Annotated in this window: 14 protein-coding genes and 1 pseudogene; 11 read left to right on the top strand and 4 right to left on the bottom strand. The window is 70.8% G+C overall.

Going from position 1 to position 15,759, the window contains the following annotated elements:
* Positions 1–46: 46 nt before the first annotated feature.
* On the bottom strand, positions 47–898 hold the full coding sequence (locus tag ACZ5K7_RS15250) for a trypsin-like serine peptidase (protein WP_351708503.1): 852 nt from the start codon (positions 896–898) through the stop codon (positions 47–49).
* Between the two features lie 176 nt (positions 899–1,074).
* On the opposite strand from ACZ5K7_RS15250, the gene ACZ5K7_RS15245 reads away from it, so the two are divergent.
* Positions 1,075–1,506 (top strand): hypothetical protein, encoded by a 432-nt coding sequence (locus ACZ5K7_RS15245; protein WP_468913642.1) that lies wholly within the window; start codon positions 1,075–1,077, stop codon positions 1,504–1,506.
* Positions 1,503–1,703: a hypothetical protein gene (locus ACZ5K7_RS15240; RefSeq protein ID WP_351708497.1), complete on the top strand. Its 201-nt coding sequence runs from the start codon at positions 1,503–1,505 to the stop codon at positions 1,701–1,703. Before ACZ5K7_RS15245 ends, ACZ5K7_RS15240 begins: the two co-directional genes overlap by 4 nt.
* Before the next feature lie 122 nt (positions 1,704–1,825).
* On the opposite strand, the gene ACZ5K7_RS15235 is transcribed toward ACZ5K7_RS15240, so the two are convergent.
* A complete protein-coding gene (locus tag ACZ5K7_RS15235; RefSeq protein WP_468913638.1) occupies positions 1,826–2,476 on the bottom strand; it encodes a hypothetical protein in 651 nt (216 codons plus the stop codon).
* Positions 2,477–2,611: 135 nt separating this feature from the next.
* Between ACZ5K7_RS15235 and ACZ5K7_RS15230 the strand changes: the two genes are divergently transcribed.
* The 6 genes from ACZ5K7_RS15230 (at position 2,612) to ACZ5K7_RS15205 (ending at position 9,017) form a co-directional block, all read left to right on the top strand.
* Entirely contained in the window at positions 2,612–3,823 is a 1,212-nt protein-coding gene (locus tag ACZ5K7_RS15230) for a pyridoxal phosphate-dependent aminotransferase (protein ID WP_468913635.1), read from the top strand.
* Between the two features lie 91 nt (positions 3,824–3,914).
* Positions 3,915–4,337 carry an SCO4983 family protein gene (locus tag ACZ5K7_RS15225; protein ID WP_351708489.1) on the top strand — a complete coding sequence of 141 codons (423 nt, stop codon included), beginning with the start codon at positions 3,915–3,917 and terminating at the stop codon, positions 4,335–4,337.
* A 249-nt stretch (positions 4,338–4,586) separates the two neighbouring features.
* Positions 4,587–5,663: a substrate-binding domain-containing protein gene (locus ACZ5K7_RS15220; protein WP_351708486.1), complete on the top strand. Its 1,077-nt coding sequence runs from the start codon at positions 4,587–4,589 to the stop codon at positions 5,661–5,663.
* A gap of 30 nt (positions 5,664–5,693) precedes the next feature.
* Entirely contained in the window at positions 5,694–6,893 is a 1,200-nt protein-coding gene (locus ACZ5K7_RS15215) for a toxic anion resistance protein (protein WP_351708764.1), read from the top strand.
* Complete coding sequence (locus ACZ5K7_RS15210) at positions 6,890–8,428, top strand: vWA domain-containing protein (protein WP_351708483.1); 1,539 nt, start codon at positions 6,890–6,892, stop codon at positions 8,426–8,428. Before ACZ5K7_RS15215 ends, ACZ5K7_RS15210 begins: the two co-directional genes overlap by 4 nt.
* Positions 8,415–9,017, top strand: a complete 603-nt coding sequence (locus ACZ5K7_RS15205) for a hypothetical protein (protein WP_351708480.1) — start codon at positions 8,415–8,417, stop codon at positions 9,015–9,017. The genes ACZ5K7_RS15210 and ACZ5K7_RS15205 overlap by 14 nt, the downstream gene beginning before the upstream one ends.
* A 72-nt stretch (positions 9,018–9,089) precedes the next feature.
* Here ACZ5K7_RS15205 and ACZ5K7_RS15200 read toward each other — a convergent pair whose 3' ends face one another.
* Both ACZ5K7_RS15200 and ACZ5K7_RS15195 read right to left on the bottom strand, forming a co-directional pair.
* Entirely contained in the window at positions 9,090–11,057 is a 1,968-nt protein-coding gene (locus ACZ5K7_RS15200; RefSeq protein ID WP_468913630.1) for a calcium-binding protein, read from the bottom strand.
* Between the two features lie 356 nt (positions 11,058–11,413).
* Complete coding sequence (locus tag ACZ5K7_RS15195) at positions 11,414–13,237, bottom strand: phosphoenolpyruvate carboxykinase (GTP) (protein WP_351708474.1); 1,824 nt, start codon at positions 13,235–13,237, stop codon at positions 11,414–11,416.
* Between the two features lie 367 nt (positions 13,238–13,604).
* Between ACZ5K7_RS15195 and trhA the strand changes: the two genes are divergently transcribed.
* From trhA to ACZ5K7_RS15180, 3 genes and pseudogenes are all read left to right on the top strand, one after another.
* Entirely contained in the window at positions 13,605–14,321 is a 717-nt protein-coding gene (gene trhA / locus ACZ5K7_RS15190; RefSeq protein WP_351708471.1) for a PAQR family membrane homeostasis protein TrhA, read from the top strand.
* A 120-nt stretch (positions 14,322–14,441) separates the two neighbouring features.
* Positions 14,442–14,855, top strand: a pseudogene (locus ACZ5K7_RS15185) (MFS transporter); the annotation flags it as partial.
* A gap of 169 nt (positions 14,856–15,024) precedes the next feature.
* Positions 15,025–15,747 (top strand): Mut7-C RNAse domain-containing protein, encoded by a 723-nt coding sequence (locus ACZ5K7_RS15180; protein WP_351708468.1) that lies wholly within the window; start codon positions 15,025–15,027, stop codon positions 15,745–15,747.
* Positions 15,748–15,759 lie beyond the last annotated feature (12 nt).

The following is a 15,759-nucleotide window of genomic DNA, read 5'->3' as shown; positions in this document are numbered from 1 at the left end:
ACCGGCCCCCACCCACCCGCAGACACACACGGCCGCCCGCCACCCCCTACGGCTTGGGCAGGGTGCAACCACTCGCACTCAGGTTCAGCACGTTCCCCGTCGTGAAGCACGCCGGGATGATGTACGTCTCCTCCGCGTAGTTGATCCCCTGCCGCACCGTGACGTTCCCGCTCGCGTCCACCTCGCACGGGTTGTCGACGGTGCACCGCTCCCCGTCCTCGTTGCCGGTGTTGTTGACGGCGACGACCTGCCCCGTGGTGGTGTCGATCACCGGCGAGCCCGAGGTCCCGCCGATCGTGTTGCACGCGGAGGTGTAGCGGACCGAGTCCTTCCAGGTCCAGTCGCCCTCCTTCAGCCGGTACACGAACCCGTCGATGTTGCAGCTGTAGATCGTCTTCCAGTAGCCGGAGACGACCTTGATGGCGGTGCCGGCGACGGGGTGCGTGCTGCTGACGGTGAGCGGGCTGATGCCGTAGGAGCTCTTGATCGCCGCGTACGTCGTGGTGGTGCGGTAGATCGTGACGTCCGTGTCGGTCATCGTCGAGTAGACGACCTGGTTGGCGCGGAGCGTGGCGACCTTGGTGCCGGTGGAGTTCAGCAGGCCGAAGGTACGGCTGGAGGACTGTCCGGTGATGACCTCGCCGGGCTCCGGGAAGCCGGTCTCCAGGCAGTGGCCGTTGGTGAGGACCAGCGCCGGGTCGGTGTCCGCGGAGTTCGGGAAGCGGATGACCGAGCCGGAGCAGTTGCTGAGCGAGACGGTGCCGGCGAAGTTGACGGTCACCGCGGCGGCCGCCTTCGGCCGCGCGTCGGCCTTGGCCGCGGGCGCGGCGACTGCCGGTACCACGCCCATCCCGGTGATGGCCAGGGAGGCGAGCGCGGCGACGAGAGGCTTGTTCATGTGGGGGTCCCCTCTATACGACGAGGTGACCGGAGATCTTCCGGCCACCCGCTTTTTGTCATGCACATTTTCAGCACAACGGGGTGTGAGGGCAAGACGCAGTTTCCGGACGGCCCCCGCCTGCGCAATCCGGCGCCGGTAGAGTGTGCCGCGCACGAAGGGGGTTCACGGGGGCGATGAGCAGGACTGTACGACTGGAGCTGTTGGGACTTCCCGACACGGATGACGACGAACTGCTGCGGCTGGTTGGCCGGTTGCGCCGATCGCTCGCCGACCTGGACGTGGCCGAAATAGGGTCGGCCCACTCCTCCGAGAACCCGCCCACGGGTTCCAAGGGCGGGGAACTCGTGGCCACCGGGACGCTCGTCGTCACGGCCGCCTCCTTCGCCCTGCGCCAGGCCCTGCTCCTCGCGGACACCTGGCTCAAGAACCGGCCCCTGCGCGGCATCCGTGTCGAACTCGACGGCCGCAGCGTCGAGTTGGGTCACGCCTCGGCCGCCGAACGGGAACGCCTCATCGACGCGTTCCTCGCGAGCGCCGGACAGCCGGACGGGGAGCCGGGCCGGCCCGCGTCCGAGCCGTCGTCGCAGGACTCGAACTCCGCGTGACCGCACCGGCGTTCACCGAGGGCCACCGCGGCGCCCTGCTGATCGGCACGGGAAGGTACGACCATCCCCAGCTCGGCGCCCTCCACTCCCCGGCAGCGGACTGCGCGCAGCTGGCCAGACTCCGGTCGGCCACCTGTACGCCATCGATCTCGTCACCGACGACGACCGCCGGCTGCCGCTCCGCCTTCCGGGGCTGACCGTCACAGGTGTGTCCGAGACGTCCGCAGGCGACGCGATTCGCACGGCGGCCTGCACGCCCTGCCGAGACGCTGAGGCGTGCCACCGCGTCAGACCGGTACACGCCGCGTCACACCGCTTCTCAGTGGGACCGACCGCCGCCTCTGCCATGTCCTCGCCCCGGCCGCCAGGACGAGGTGCTCTCGGCCGGCGAAGTGGGGGTGGACGTCGCCGAGGGCGTCACGTCGGCCCTGCGGGAGGCGGCAGGGCTGGTCGAGGCGCTCGTGGGTGTGGGCGCACCGGCGGACGGCGAGTCGCCCACATGCGAGGCGGCCAGGGCGGACGACGCGGCCCCGACCGGCGCGGCCGAGGCGCTGCTCGGGCTCACCTCATCCGGTTCCCCGGCCGGCGACTCGCCGGCCGTGCGCTGCGTACGGCTCCGGCCGTCCTGCGTGCCGTCCGACGACGAGGAGGAAGAAGACGGGGAGAGGGCGAAGCCGGCGATCAGCGCGGCCACGGACGCGGCGCCCAGCGCGCCCACGGCGACGGCCACATGCTTCGCACGCCGGCCGGTCGTATCGCGGGCGGCCCGCCGCCGGTCCGCCCGGCCCGGCCCCGGTTGTACGGGGGCGACGGGGGCGATCCGGGGCAGCTCGCGCGTCTCGTCGTAGGCGTTGAGCCAGCCATGTGCGGACGCCGGATCCCTGAAGTCCTCGTACGCGGGGACCGGGGCGCCCTGGGGGCGGTAGACGTTGGAAGGAGGTCCGTCTTCTTCCTCGGCAGGTCTCGGCATGGACGCGGATTCTAGGAGGGAAGGGGCCGATGAGACAGCTACCGGCGATAACAGGCCAAACCTCCGGGGCTTTCCGTGTCTCACGTGGTGGGAAACACGACGCGACGAGCGTTACCGCCCCGTAAGCTCACCGGCATGCAGGTGATCCAGTCGACCAAGCTCGCCAACGTCTGTTACGAGATCCGGGGCCCGGTACTCGAGGAGGCGATGCGGCTGGAGGCGGCGGGACACCGCATCCTCAAGCTCAACACCGGAAACCCGGCCGCCTTCGGCTTCGACTGCCCGCCGGAGATCCTGGAGGACATCCTCCGCAACGTCTCCTCGGCGCACGGCTACGGCGACGCGAAGGGCCTGCTGGCCGCCCGGCGCGCGGTCGTCATGCACAACCAGACCATCGGCATCGAGACCGACGTCGAGCACGTCTTCATCGGCAACGGCGTCTCCGAGCTGATCGTGATGGCGATGCAGGGCCTGCTGGACGACGGCGACGAGGTGCTCGTCCCGGCGCCGGACTACCCGCTGTGGACCGCGGCGGTCTCGCTCTCCGGCGGTACGGCCGTGCACTACCGCTGCGACGAGCAGTCGGACTGGATGCCCGACCTCGCCGACGTCGAGCGCAAGGTCACCGACCGCACCAAGGCGATCGTCATCATCAACCCGAACAACCCGACGGGCGCGGTCTACGACGAGGCGATGCTGCGCGGGCTGACCGACATCGCCCGCCGCCACAACCTCCTGGTCTGCTCGGACGAGATCTACGACAAGATCCTCTACGACGACGCCACCCACACCCCGACCGCCGCCGTCGCCCCGGACCTGCTCACGCTCACCTTCAACGGCATGTCGAAGGCCTACCGGGTGGCCGGTTACCGGGTCGGCTGGATGGCCATCTCCGGCCCCCGCGCGCACGCCGACTCCTACATCGAGGGCCTGACGATCCTCGCGAACATGCGGCTGTGCGCGAACATGCCCGGTCAGCACGGGGTCGTCGCCGCGCTCAGCGGGCGCCAGTCGATCAACGAGCTGGTGCTGCCGGGCGGACGCCTGAAGGAGCAGGTGGACACGGCGTACGAGCTGCTCACCCAGATCCCGGGCGTGACCTGCGTCCGGCCCAAGGGCGCCCTCTATCTCTTCCCGCGCCTCGATCCTCAGGTCTTCAAGATCAAGGACGACCGGCAGATGGTCCTGGACCTGCTGCGGCAGGAGAAGATCATGGTCGTCCAGGGCACCGGCTTCAACTGGCCGGAGCCGGATCACTTCCGGGTGGTGACCCTGCCGTCGGTGGGTGATCTGCGGGACGCGATCACGCGGATCGGCCGGTTCCTGGACGGCTACGGACAGCCGTAGGTAGCGGCCGACCCACCGTCCGTGAACCGGGTCAACTTTAGACGAGATCTAAGCTAGGATGGCTTCCTGACAGCACAGGAGGCCATCTCCCATGTACGAACCGATCCGCACCCCTTCCTCCCACCAGGGGTCCGTCCGCAGCACGATGGCCGGCACGACGTCCGACTTCCCCCACCACACGCGTGAGGAGGAGCTGGACATCCAGCTCGCGGGACATCTCGCGGCGCTGCTCGCCGTCACCGACGAGCTGCGCGGCCTCACGCCGTCCACCGACCTCGACGCCGCCGCGACCCGGCTGGCCGAGCAGGTGACCCGGCTGCGGGGCGGACGTACGCCGGTCCGCGCGTCGCTGACGGCGGTACGGCAGCCGGCGAGCCTGCACGAGCGCGCCCACGCGCTGGCCGGCCGCGCGCTGGTCGTCGCGGCGTCCAGGGCCGACACCGCGGCGGCGATCCTCGCGGCGGAACGCATGGACGCCCACGCGGCGGCCACGGAACTCACCGCGACCGCCTGACCCGGCCGATCCGCCGCGCCCCCGAACGGCCCCGGTCCGCGCGCCCCACAACCGCGCGCGGACCGGGTTGCCACAACCCCCGCCTCCCCACAGCCCCCTCTGCCCGCAGCGACGGCGGTCCGGTGGTGCCCGGTTCCACCGCACTCCTGATCGGCCGTCGTCCCCCCGTTGTAATCCGGGACGTCCACTTCACGCCCCGTTCACCCTGAGCGCCCTGGAATGTGGGGTTCCGCGAGCACGCTCCCCGGCGTGAGACGTATCGCGGGAATCATCCTGGCGGTGCTGCTGATCGGTGGCGTGGTGGCTGCCGTCGTCGCAGGCCGGCAAGGGGATGACAAGGGCACGGCAACGAAGACCGTGCGTGGTGTGATCGGTTCGGAGAAGTCGGACTTCTTCGCCGATCCCGATGTGGTGAAGGCCCTCGCCGCCAAGGGCTACACCGTGAAGACGGAGGCGTCGGGGTCCTGGGCCATGGACGGCCTGGACCTGAAGGGCTATGACTTCGCGTTCCCGTCCAGCTCGGCGCCCGCCGACCAGCTGGCCGCGAAGTACCACGCCCGCCAGCCCCTCCCCCGGCCCTTCTACTCGCCCCTCGTGGTGGTGGCCCACCGCAGCGCCGCCGAGGTGCTGGCGGCGAACGGCCTCGCCGTGCTCGACGGCAAGGGCAAGGGCACCCTGAAGATGGCCGCCTACCTGGACGCCGCCCGGCACGACCGGACCTGGCAGCAGCTCAAGGGGGCCAAGGCGCACGGCGAGCTGACCGGGACGCTGTACATCACCAGCACCGACCCGGAGACCTCCAACTCCGGCGCCCTCTACCTCGCCGCCGCCTCCTACGTCGCCAACGGCGGCCAGGTCGTGGCCGGCGACGCCGCCGTCGCGAAGACCGCTCCCCTGCTGCGCAAGCTGGTCAGCGTCCAGGGCGCCCAGCAGCCCAGCAGCGACTCGGTCTTCCGGGACTTCATCAGCGGTGCCGGCAACCCGCTGGTGTGCCTCTACGAGTCGCAGGTCGTCTCGCTGCTCGCCGAACAGCACGGCGCCGACGACCTGGTGGTCCTCTACCCGGACACCACGGTCAACAGCGACCACACGATCGTGCCGATGGACGACGCCGGCCGGGAGCTCGGCGACCTCCTCAGCACCGATCCGACCCTGCGCAAGCTCGCCGTGAAGCACGGCTTCCGGCCCCAGGGCGACTCCGCCGAGTTCGTCACGGCCACCGCCGACCGGGCCGCGTACCTCAACCAGACACTGACCGGCGTCCGGCAGGCGCCCGTGCCCACCTCCGCGGTGCTGCACGAGATGGCCCGCCGGGCGCGCGGCTGACGGGGGGATCCTGTGAGCAACTTCGACAAGATGAGGCCGAGCGGCGGCGAGCACCCGCCCACGCTGAGCGGTGAGGACGTCTTCACGCTGACCCCGCCCGAGGCGGTCGCGCCGGTGCCGCGGGAGAAGGCCGGCGGACTCGTGCCCGTCGACGACAGTGTCCGCACCGACATGGCGCACAAGGCCTCCGTGTACGTCCGGGACCTCGCCGCCCTGGACGCGCGGTCACCGGAGTTCGCGAGCAAGGTCGGCGAGATCACCGGGCTCGGCGCCGGCGAGATGCGCAGCGCCGCCTCGCAGTCCAACCGGATGCTGGAGCGGGCCGTCCGCAGCCTGCCCGACAAGGGCGGCGACGCCCAGGGCAAGGTCGCCGGCTCGCTCGTCGAACTCCGCCGGGTCGTCGAGGACCTGGACCCGCGCGACCTGCCCGCGGGCAAGGGCCGCAAGTTCCTCTCCCGGCTGCCCGGCGGCAACAGGCTTCGCGACCACGTCGCCAAGTACGCCTCCGCCCAGGGCACGTTGAACAAGATCGTGGGCTCGCTGCGCGGCGGCCAGGACGAACTCCGCCGGGACAACGCCGCGTTGCAGACCGAGCGGGTCCGGCTCTGGGAGACGATGGGCAAGCTCCAGGAGTACGTCGTCCTCACCCAGGCCCTGGACACCGCCGTCGAGCAGCACATCGGACGGCATCCGGACCCCCAGGAGGCCGACGCGCTCCGCGCCGACGTGCTCTTCCCGGTCCGGCAGAAGCACCAGGACCTGCTCACCCAGCTCGCGGTGTCCGCGCAGGGCTACCTCGCGATGGACGTCGTCCGACGCAACAACGACGAGCTGATCAAGGGCGTCGAACGCGCCGCCACCACCACCGTGTCGGCGCTGCGCATCTCGGTGATGCTGGCCTCCGCGCTGGACAACCAGAAGAAGGTCATCGAGCAGGTCAACGCGTTGCGCGGGACGACCGAGGACCTCATCCGGGGCAACGCCGAGATGCTCGCGAGCCAGAGCGGGGAGATCCAGCGCATCGCCGCCGACCCGGCCGTCGGCGCCGAGACACTGCGCGCCGCCTTCCAGCAGATCTACCGCACCCTGGACGCCATCGACACCTACAAGGTGCAGGCGACCGAGGTGATGGCGAACACCGTGCAGTCCCTCACGGACGAACTCCAGTCGGCCGGCGCCTACCTGGAGCGCAGCCGCGCCAAGGGCGCGCTGGAGGGCGGCCCGGCATGAACAGACGCCCGCTGCTGACCCTGCTCGCCACCGCCGCCCTGCTGACCGGGTGCACCTCCGAAAGCCACCAGGACGACGACGCCACGGCCCCGAAGCCCGGCACCCTGCGGGTCCTGGCCTCCTCCGAACTCAGCGACATGACGGCCGTCTTCGACCGCGTCCGCAAGGACACCGGCGTGACGATCCGCCCCACCTACATGGGCACCCTGGACGCCGTCGACCTGGTCGCCCAGGGCAAGGCGGACGGGGCGTACGACGCCCTGTGGCTGTCCTCCGACGACTATCTGCGGCTGCGCCCGGAGGCGGCGAAGAAGGTCGTGTCGGAGACCTCGATCATGTCCAGCCCGGTCGCGATCGGCGTCAAGGCGGCCACCGTCAGGTCCCTCGGCTGGAAACCGGCCGACGTCACCTGGTCGCAGGTCGAGCAGGCCGTGGAGGCCGGCCGGCTGACCTACGGCATGACCGACCCGGCCCGCTCCAACTCCGGTTTCTCCACGCTGGTCTCGGTGGCCTCCGCGCTCTCCGGCGCCCAGTCGGCGCTCACGGACGCCGACGTGACCAAGGCGACCCCGCGGCTGAAGAAGTTCTTCAAGGGCCAGACCCTGACCTCCGGCTCCTCCGGCTGGCTGGCCTCCGCGTACCGGCGGCGCGGCGACGTCGACGCCCTGCTCAACTACGAGTCGGTCCTCAAGGGCATCCAGGGCCTCACTGTGATCCGCCCCAGCGACGGCGTGATCACCGCGGACTACCCGCTCTCCTCGCTCTCCGCCTCTTCCGCCGACACCCGCGAGGACGTCCGCAGGGTCGCCGAGGACCTGCGCACGACGGCCGTGCAGAAGCTCATCACGGACACCACGCACCGCCGCCCGGTGGTCGCCTCGGTGCCGCCGGCCGCCGGCCTCGACACCTCCCGCCGCCGCGAACTCCCCTTCCCGGGCAGCAAGTCGGTGGCCGACGGGCTGATCTCCGCGTACGAGAACGAGCTGCGCCGGCCGTCCCGCACGGTCTACGTCCTGGACACCTCGGGCTCGATGGAGGGCGACCGTCTCGACCGCCTGAAGAAGGCTCTCACCGACCTCACGGGCGACTTCCGCGACCGCGAGGAGGTCACCCTGATGCCGTTCGGCTCGGACGTGAAGGACGTCAGCACGCACGTCGTCGACCCGGCCGACCCGGACACCGGCCTGAACGCGATCCGCAAGGACACCGACGCCCTGCGGGCCGACGGCAACACCGCCATCTACACCTCGCTGGAGAAGGCGTACGACCAGCTGCGCACCGACCGGGACACCTTCACCTCGATCGTGCTGATGACGGACGGCGAGAACACCACGGGCGCCAAGGCCGGCGAGTTCGACGACTTCTACCGGGGCCTGTCCACCACCCAGCGGAACATCCCGGTCTTCCCGATCCTGTTCGGGGACTCCTCCCGCACCGAACTGCAGCACATCGCGGCCCTGACCGGCGGCCGTCTCTTCGACGCCCAGCAGGGCTCCCTGGACGGCGCCTTCGAGGAGATCCGTGGCTACCAATAAGCTGCTCGGCTACCTGGAGTCCCGCAAGAACCTCACGGGCAGCGCGGGCGGCCTGCTCGGCCTGGTCCTCACCTTCACCGGGGTGGCGGGCCCGTACTGGCCGGTGGTGGTGGCGGGCCTGTACGGCGCGGGCGCGCTGATCGCACCGCCGGAGCGGCCGCCGCTGCCGGACTTCCCGACGCCGTCGGCCCAGCTGGAGGGGGTGCGGGCCGACTTCGGGAAACTGGAGACCTATCTGACGGAGGTCGGTCTGCCGGCCTCGGCGCAGGCACGGCTCGGCGAACTGACCGGCCTGCTCACGGCGTTGCTGGACCCGGGCTGGGCGGCCGAGCTGCTGGCCCAGGACCCGGAGGGCGTCCATGTGCTGTCCCGGACGGTACGGCAGGACATCCCGGAGGCGGTCGACAGCTTCGTCCGCACCCGGTGGTGGACGCGTCTGACGCCCGGGCAGGAGCCGCCGGAGCGGCACCTGGAGCGCCAGCTGGCCCTGCTCAAGGAGGAGGCCGAGCAGTTGGCGGCCGGCCTCCGGGACGCGGAGGCCAGGCGCCAGGAGACCCACACCCGGTACCTGGAGGACCGGAACAACTGAGGCGAACCAAGGGCCGGCCTCCCGGTGCGGAAGGCCGGCCCGGTCCGGTGGTGCGGACCCGCTCGCGGAGCCTCAGGGGCAGCTGATGCGCCGGTCGCCCGGGTCGGTGGTGCAGGTGTCGAAGCCGAGGCCGCCGTTGGCCGTGTCGTTGCCGGAGACGCCGTCGGTGGTGACCACCCGGTCGTTGCCCGAGGCCCCGTTCACCGAGTCGTTGCCCGGACCGCCGTACAGGGTGTCGTTGCCGTCCCCGCCGTCGATGTTGTCGTCGCCGTAGTCGCCGTAGACGGTGTCGGCGCCGCCGTTGCCGCGGAGGGTGTCGTTGCCGCCCAGGCCGCAGATCACGTTGTTGCCGGACGTGCCGTTGAGGGTGTCGGCCCCGCTGGTGCCGATGATCGTGCAGCCCCGGGAGTTGGTGACGGTACCGGTCGCCGTGGCGGTGTTGTTGCCGGTCGCCGGGTCGGACTGGTCGGCCGTGACGGCGGCCGAGTTCCGGAGCGTGCCGGTGGTGCGGGGTTCGGCGACGACGGTGACGGTGGCGCTCGCGCCCGGGGCCAGCGTGTTCAGGGCACAGGTGGCGCCGGTGGCGGAGGCCGTGCAGCCGCCCTGGGTGGTCGTGGCCGAGACCAGGGTCGCGCCGGCGCCGGAGAGCGTGTCGCTCAGGGTGACGCCGGTGGCGGAGGCGGTCGAGGCGGCCGCGTTGGTCACGCGGACGGTGTACGTGGCCCGGTCGCCGAGGGTGACGGAGGACGGGCCGGTCTTGGTGACCGAGAGATCGGCGCTGGGCGGCGGGGGTGTGCTGCCGCCTCCGCCCAGGTAGCGGGCGAGCGCGAAGTCCCGGTCGGGGCCGCCCGGGCCGGCGGCGACGATCCTGCCGTCGGGCTGGATCGCCACCCCGCGGGCCGCGTCGCTGCCGCCGAAGTCCGTGGTGACCGCACCGCCGGTGCCGAAGCCGCTGTCCAGGCTGCCGTCGGTGTTGTAGCGCCGGACCTCGAAGGCACCGCTGGGCCCGCCGCCGACGGCGACGATCCGCCCGTCGCTCTGCAGCTTCATGTCCTGGGCGCCCCCGCCGGGGGTGACGACCAGCCCGTTGCCGTCGAAGCCCGTGTCCAGGGTGCCGTTGGTGTTGTAGCGGGCCAGTGCGAACCGGCCGCCGCTGCTGCCGGCCGCGACGATCCTGCCGTCGGACTGGACCGCGAGCGCCTCCGCGGTGTCGTAGTCACCGAAGTCGGTGCGCTGGACGCCGCCGCTGCCGAACCCGGAGTCGAGGCTGCCGTCGGCGTTGAAGCGGATGAGCGAGAAGTCGAAGCGGGTCGTGCCGACCTCGCCCGCGACCACGATCTTGCCGTCGGGCTGGAGGGCCAGGGCGCGCGCGTCACCGCCCGATTCGGGGGACGGGTCCGGATCGGCGCTCACCATGCCGTCGCCGCTGAAGCTCGTGTCCGGGCTGCCGTCGGGGTTGTAGCGGGCCACCGCGGCCCGGCCGCCCACATAACCCGCGGCGACGATCTTGCCGTCGGGCTGCACCGCCACGTCCTTGGCCTCTTCGGGGCTGCCGAAGTCGGTGAACACCCGGCCGTCACCGCCGCCGAAGCCCGTGTCCAGCGTGCCGTCCGGGTTGTAGCGGGCCACCACGAACCAGCAGCAGTTCTCGTACCCCCGCCAGCTGCCGCCCGCCACGACGATCTTGCCGTCGGGCTGGAGCGCCACGGCGTGGGCCTCGCTCCACTGGAAGCCGTCGTTCGAAGGGAGGTTGTTGATGGGGGTGGTGACCCGGCCGTCGCCGCCGAAGCCGGTGTCCGGGGTGCCGTCGGGGTTCTGGCGGGTCAGCGCGAAGTCGCTCTCCAGGGCCGATTCGTCGACGAAGGCACCGACGGAGACGATCTTGCCGTCCGGCTGCACGGCCACGTCGTTGGCGTGGTCCTCCCCGCCGAAGTCGGTGAGGACCGCGCCGGTGCCGCCCAAGGCGGTGTCCAGGTCGCCGGGGGCGGCGAACGCGGTACCGGGCAGGGCCACCACGAGCGCCAGGAGGGTGGCTGTCACGGTGGCGGCCCGGACCGTGAGCGATCGAACACGGGGTGTGAACGACCGAACATGAGGTGTGAACATGGGCGACAGCGTCCCGGTACCGGTTCCCGGGTCGGCTCGCCACGAGCCGTCTTGCCCTCACCGGCCGCAGGAAATCACCCCGGCGGGTGAGCGGCCACCGCCGGGGCCGCGGCCCGTCGACGGGCGAAGGCCTGCCGTCACCGGTCCCGTCGGGGTGGACGGGTCGGTGACGGCAGGCCCAGGGGCCGCACACGCCGTTGTGCGCGGCCTCGCCGGTTCAATCCGCGGCCGGTCGTGACGATCGCTGGTCAGGGCATTCCCGTACCGGCCGCGGAGTCTTCACGCGGGGCTCAGCCCAGCCGCTGCACCAGCGCCCGGTACTCGTCCCACAGCTCCTTCGGCGTGTGGTCGCCGAAGGTGTTGAGGTGGTCGGGGACCAGCGCGGCCTCCTCGCGCCAGATCTCCTTGTCGACGGTCAGCAGGAAGTCGAGGTCGCCGTCGGCCAGGTCGAGCCCCTTGGTGTCGAGGGCCTCACGCGTCGGCAGCACACCGATCGGCGTCTCCACGCCCGCCGCCTTGCCGTCCAGCCGCTCCACGATCCACTTCAGGACCCGGGAGTTCTCGCCGAAGCCGGGCCAGACGAACTTGCCCGCGTCGTTCTTGCGGAACCAGTTGACGTAGTAGATCTTCGGCAGCTTGGACTGGTCCTTGTCCTTGGCCACGTTGACCCAGTGCGCCATGTAGTCGCCCATGTTGTAGCCGCAGAACGGCAGCATCGCGAACGGGTCGCGGCGCAGCTCGCCGACCTTGCCCTCGGCGGCGGCGGTCTTCTCGGAGGCCACGTTGGCGCCCAGGAACACGCCGTGGTTCCAGTCGAAGGACTCGGTCACCAGCGGTACGGCGGTGGCGCGGCGGCCGCCGAAGAGGATCGCCGAGATCGGCACGCCCTTCGGGTCCTCCCACTCCGGCGCGATGATCGGGCACTGCGCGGCGGGCACGGTGAAGCGGGCGTTGGGGTGGGCGGCCGGAGTCTCGGACGCCGGCGTCCACTCGTTGCCCTTCCAGTCCGTGAGGTGGGCCGGAAGCTCCTCCGTCATGCCCTCCCACCAGATGTCGTTGTCGTCGGTGAGCGCCACGTTGGTGAAGACCGCGTTGCCCCACAGCGTCTTCATCGCGTTGGCGTTGGTGTGCTCACCGGTGCCGGGCGCGACGCCGAAGAAGCCGGCCTCGGGGTTGATCGCGTAGAGGCGGCCGTCCTCGCCGAACCGCATCCAGGCGATGTCGTCGCCGATGGTCTCGACGGTCCAGCCGGAGACGGTGGGCTCCAGCATGGCGAGGTTGGTCTTGCCGCAGGCGCTCGGGAAGGCGGCGGCAACGTACTTGGACTCGCCCTGCGGAGGAGTGAGCTTGAGGATCAGCATGTGCTCGGCGAGCCAGCCCTCGTCGCGCGCCATCACGGAGGCGATGCGCAGGGCGTAGCACTTCTTGCCGAGCAGGGCGTTGCCGCCGTAGCCGGAGCCGTAGGACCAGATCTCGCGGGACTCGGGGAAGTGCGAGATGTACTTGGTCCGGTTGCAGGGCCAGGGGACGTCCGCCTGGCCGGGCTCCAGCGGGGCGCCGAGGGTGTGCACGGCCTTCACGAAGAAGCCCTCGTCACCGAGTTCGTCGAGGACGGCCTGGCCCATGCGCGTCATCGTGCGCATGGAGGCGGCGACGTACGCGGAGTCCGTGATCTCCACCCCGAGCGCGGAGAGCGGGGAGCCGAGGGGGCCCATGCAGAACGGGACGACGTACATCGTCCGGCCCTTCATCGCGCCGCGGAACAGCCCCTGCTCACCGGTGAAGATGGCCCGCATCTCCGCGGGGTCCTTCCAGTGGTTGGTCGGGCCGGCGTCCTGCTCCTGCTCGGAGCAGATGAAGGTGCGGTCCTCGACCCGGGCGACATCGGTCGGGTCGGAGGCCGCGTAGTAGGAGTGGGGGCGCTTGATCGGGTCGAGCTTCTTGAAGGTGCCCTTCGCCACGAGCTCTTCGCACAGTCGCTCGTACTCGGCCTCGGATCCGTCACACCAGACCACACTGTCCGGCTGCGTCAGTTCGGCGATCTCGTTGACCCACGAGACCAGTTCCTGATGTTTGGTGGGAATGACGGTGGGAGCCGCGATGTCGCGCGCCACGATTGCTCCTAAATGAGGGGTTTTTTGATCTTTTTGGTCCGCTGAGGACCTTGTCGCCCCGTGGGGGCTGCGACCCGGATGCTTCACAGTGCACGACTGTCTGGCGCTCATCCGGTGCCGACCGCACTCATTTGATCCTCCGACTCGATCACCCATCTGTCCAGAGGGAGTCACAGATGAGCGACGTGAGGAAGGCCACGGTCGCCATGCCCACCTGCGTTTCTTTGCATCCACATTGAGTTCGCCTCAAGGTCTTTTTGCCCGGCGATGCGAGCCCGCCGGGTGACCGTGAGACGATGGCCACTCCTGGACGGTCATCGGGCGAGACTGATCCGTGACTTACGGTTCCGTAGGTACGATGCGGTGCATGACTGCGCCCGTCCCCGACGCGCCCTCGGATTCGCCGGCCGCCGGCCGCGGCTCCAGCGCGCTCTCCTCCCTGTCGCACCAGGTCAAGCCCAAGTTGCGTGGCTGGCTGCATCTGGGCATGTTTCCGGCCGTACTCATCTCGGGCCTGGTTCTCACCGCCCTCGCCGACTCACCGCGCGGTCGCGTCGCCTGCGGGATCTACGTCCTGACGGCGTGCCTGCTGTTCGGCGTGAGCGCGCTGTACCACCGGGGCAACTGGAGCCCGCGCATGGACGGCATCCTGCGCAGACTCGATCACGCCAACATCTTCCTGATCATCGCGGGCACCTACACCCCGCTGACCCTGCTGCTCCTGCCCGCCGCCAAGGGGCAGTGGCTGCTGTGGGGCGTCTGGGCCGCGGCGGCGGCCGGGATCATCTTCCGGGTCTTCTGGGTCGGCGCCCCTCGCTGGCTGTACACGCCCTGCTACATAGCGATGGGCTGGGCGGCGGTCTTCTACCTGCCCGACTTCATGCGTACCGGCGGTATCGCCGTGCTGGTCCTGGTGATCGTCGGCGGTCTGCTCTACAGCGCGGGTGGCGTGATCTACGGCATCAAGCGCCCGAACCCGTCACCCCGCTACTTCGGTTTCCACGAGGTCTTCCACTCCCTCACGCTGGCCGCGTTCGTCGTCCACTACGTGGGGATCTCCCTGGTGGCCTACCAGCACGCGTAGGCCCACCACGCCGCTCCGAGTGGCCACGGCTCCCGAGCCGTGGCCACTTTTTTCATGTCTCGACGGGATCTCCCCATTGACAGGCAATAGATTTTGACAGCCACTCTCATCTCCTTGATGCCGCTCGCCATGCCCGTGCCGCCCTCACTGTTCGGGCCGAAGGAGCGCACCCGGGCCGTCGGCATCGTCTCGGCCACCTCGGCGCCCGGCCTGCCGCTGGGCCCAATCACCGGCGGCTTCCTGCTCCCCGAGACCAGCGACCCCGCCTCCCCCAGGGGCGACGTCCTGTCCACCGCGCTCACCGTGACCGGCCTCGGCGCCCTGATCCACCCGATCATCGAGGCCCCCGACCGCGGCTGGGGCGACCCGCTGGTCCTGGCCCTGCCGGCGGGCTCCGTCGCCCTCATCACCGGCCTGGTGCTGCGCGAACGCCGGGTCGAGCGCCCCACGCTCGACATGACCCTCCTCGCCCCCCGCGGCTTCCTGCTCAGCACCCTCGCCGCGACGCTCGTGATGTTCGTGCTGTCCGGCCTGCCGACGGAAGAAGATCAAGACCCGCGAGGCGATGTACGCGCTGGTCGAGGAGCAGGACCACGAGCCCGACTTCCAGTCCCTCGTGGACCGCGCCCTGAACGTCATCGAAAACGGTCTGCCGCCGGAAAAACCCTGAGGTCCCGGCCGCCTCCCGTGCCATCCTGACCAGGTGAACGCTGCCGAGATCCGTGTCGAAGTCGCCCCCGAGCTGGCCCTGTTCGTCCCGCACGCCCGCCGCACCGGCACGCACCCGCTGGCCGTCGACGCGGTCTCGACGCTCGGCCATGTGATCGAGTCCCTGGGCGTCCCGCTCACCGAGGTCGGCGCGCTGGTCGTGGACGGCCGGGAGGTGCCGGCCGCCCACATCCCGGCCGACGGCGAGTCGGTGGCCGTGCGCGCGGTCCGGCGCCCGCAGGAGGTCCCGGGCGCCCCGCTCCGCTTCCTCCTCGACGTCCACCTCGGCACCCTCGCCCGCCGGCTGCGCCTGCTCGGCGTGGACACCGCCTACGAGTCGACGGACATCGGCGACCCCGCCCTCTCCGCCCGCTCGGCGGCCGAGAGGCGCGTGCTGCTCAGCCGCGACCGGGGCCTGCTGCGCCGCCGCGAACTGTGGGCCGGCGCCTACGTCTACAGCACCAGCCCCGACGAGCAACTCCACGACATCCTCGACCGCTTCGCCCCCGAACTGCACCCCTGGACCCGCTGCACGGCCTGCAACGGCCTGCTGAGGAATGCGACGAAGGAGGAGGTGGCGGACCAGCTCAAGGGCGGGACGCAGAAGTCGTACGACGTCTTCGCCCAGTGCACGGAGTGCGGCCGCGCCTACTGGAAGGGCGCGCACCACCAGCAGCTGGAGGCCATCGTGGAGCGCGCCCTCGCCGAGTTCGCCTGAGCCGGGCCCGGG

The organism is Streptomyces sp. NPDC031497 (assembly GCF_055580905.1).
The sequence above is the reverse complement of the archived record's forward strand: the minus strand, read 5'-3'. Positions and strand labels throughout refer to the sequence as shown.

Bases quoted from the DNA above. Each gene is read 5' to 3' on its own strand.
- ACZ5K7_RS15250 (WP_351708503.1), bottom strand. From the start codon at position 898: ATGAACAAGCCTCTCGTCGCCGCGCTCGCCTCCCTGGCCATCACCGGG.
- ACZ5K7_RS15245 (WP_468913642.1), top strand. From the start codon at position 1,075: ATGAGCAGGACTGTACGACTGGAGCTGTTGGGACTTCCCGACACGGAT.
- ACZ5K7_RS15235 (WP_468913638.1), bottom strand. From the start codon at position 2,476: ATGCCGAGACCTGCCGAGGAAGAAGACGGACCTCCTTCCAACGTCTAC.
- ACZ5K7_RS15230 (WP_468913635.1), top strand. From the start codon at position 2,612: ATGCAGGTGATCCAGTCGACCAAGCTCGCCAACGTCTGTTACGAGATC.
- ACZ5K7_RS15225 (WP_351708489.1), top strand. From the start codon at position 3,915: ATGTACGAACCGATCCGCACCCCTTCCTCCCACCAGGGGTCCGTCCGC.
- ACZ5K7_RS15215 (WP_351708764.1), top strand. From the start codon at position 5,694: ATGAGGCCGAGCGGCGGCGAGCACCCGCCCACGCTGAGCGGTGAGGAC.
- ACZ5K7_RS15210 (WP_351708483.1), top strand. From the start codon at position 6,890: ATGAACAGACGCCCGCTGCTGACCCTGCTCGCCACCGCCGCCCTGCTG.
- trhA (WP_351708471.1), top strand. From the start codon at position 13,605: ATGACTGCGCCCGTCCCCGACGCGCCCTCGGATTCGCCGGCCGCCGGC.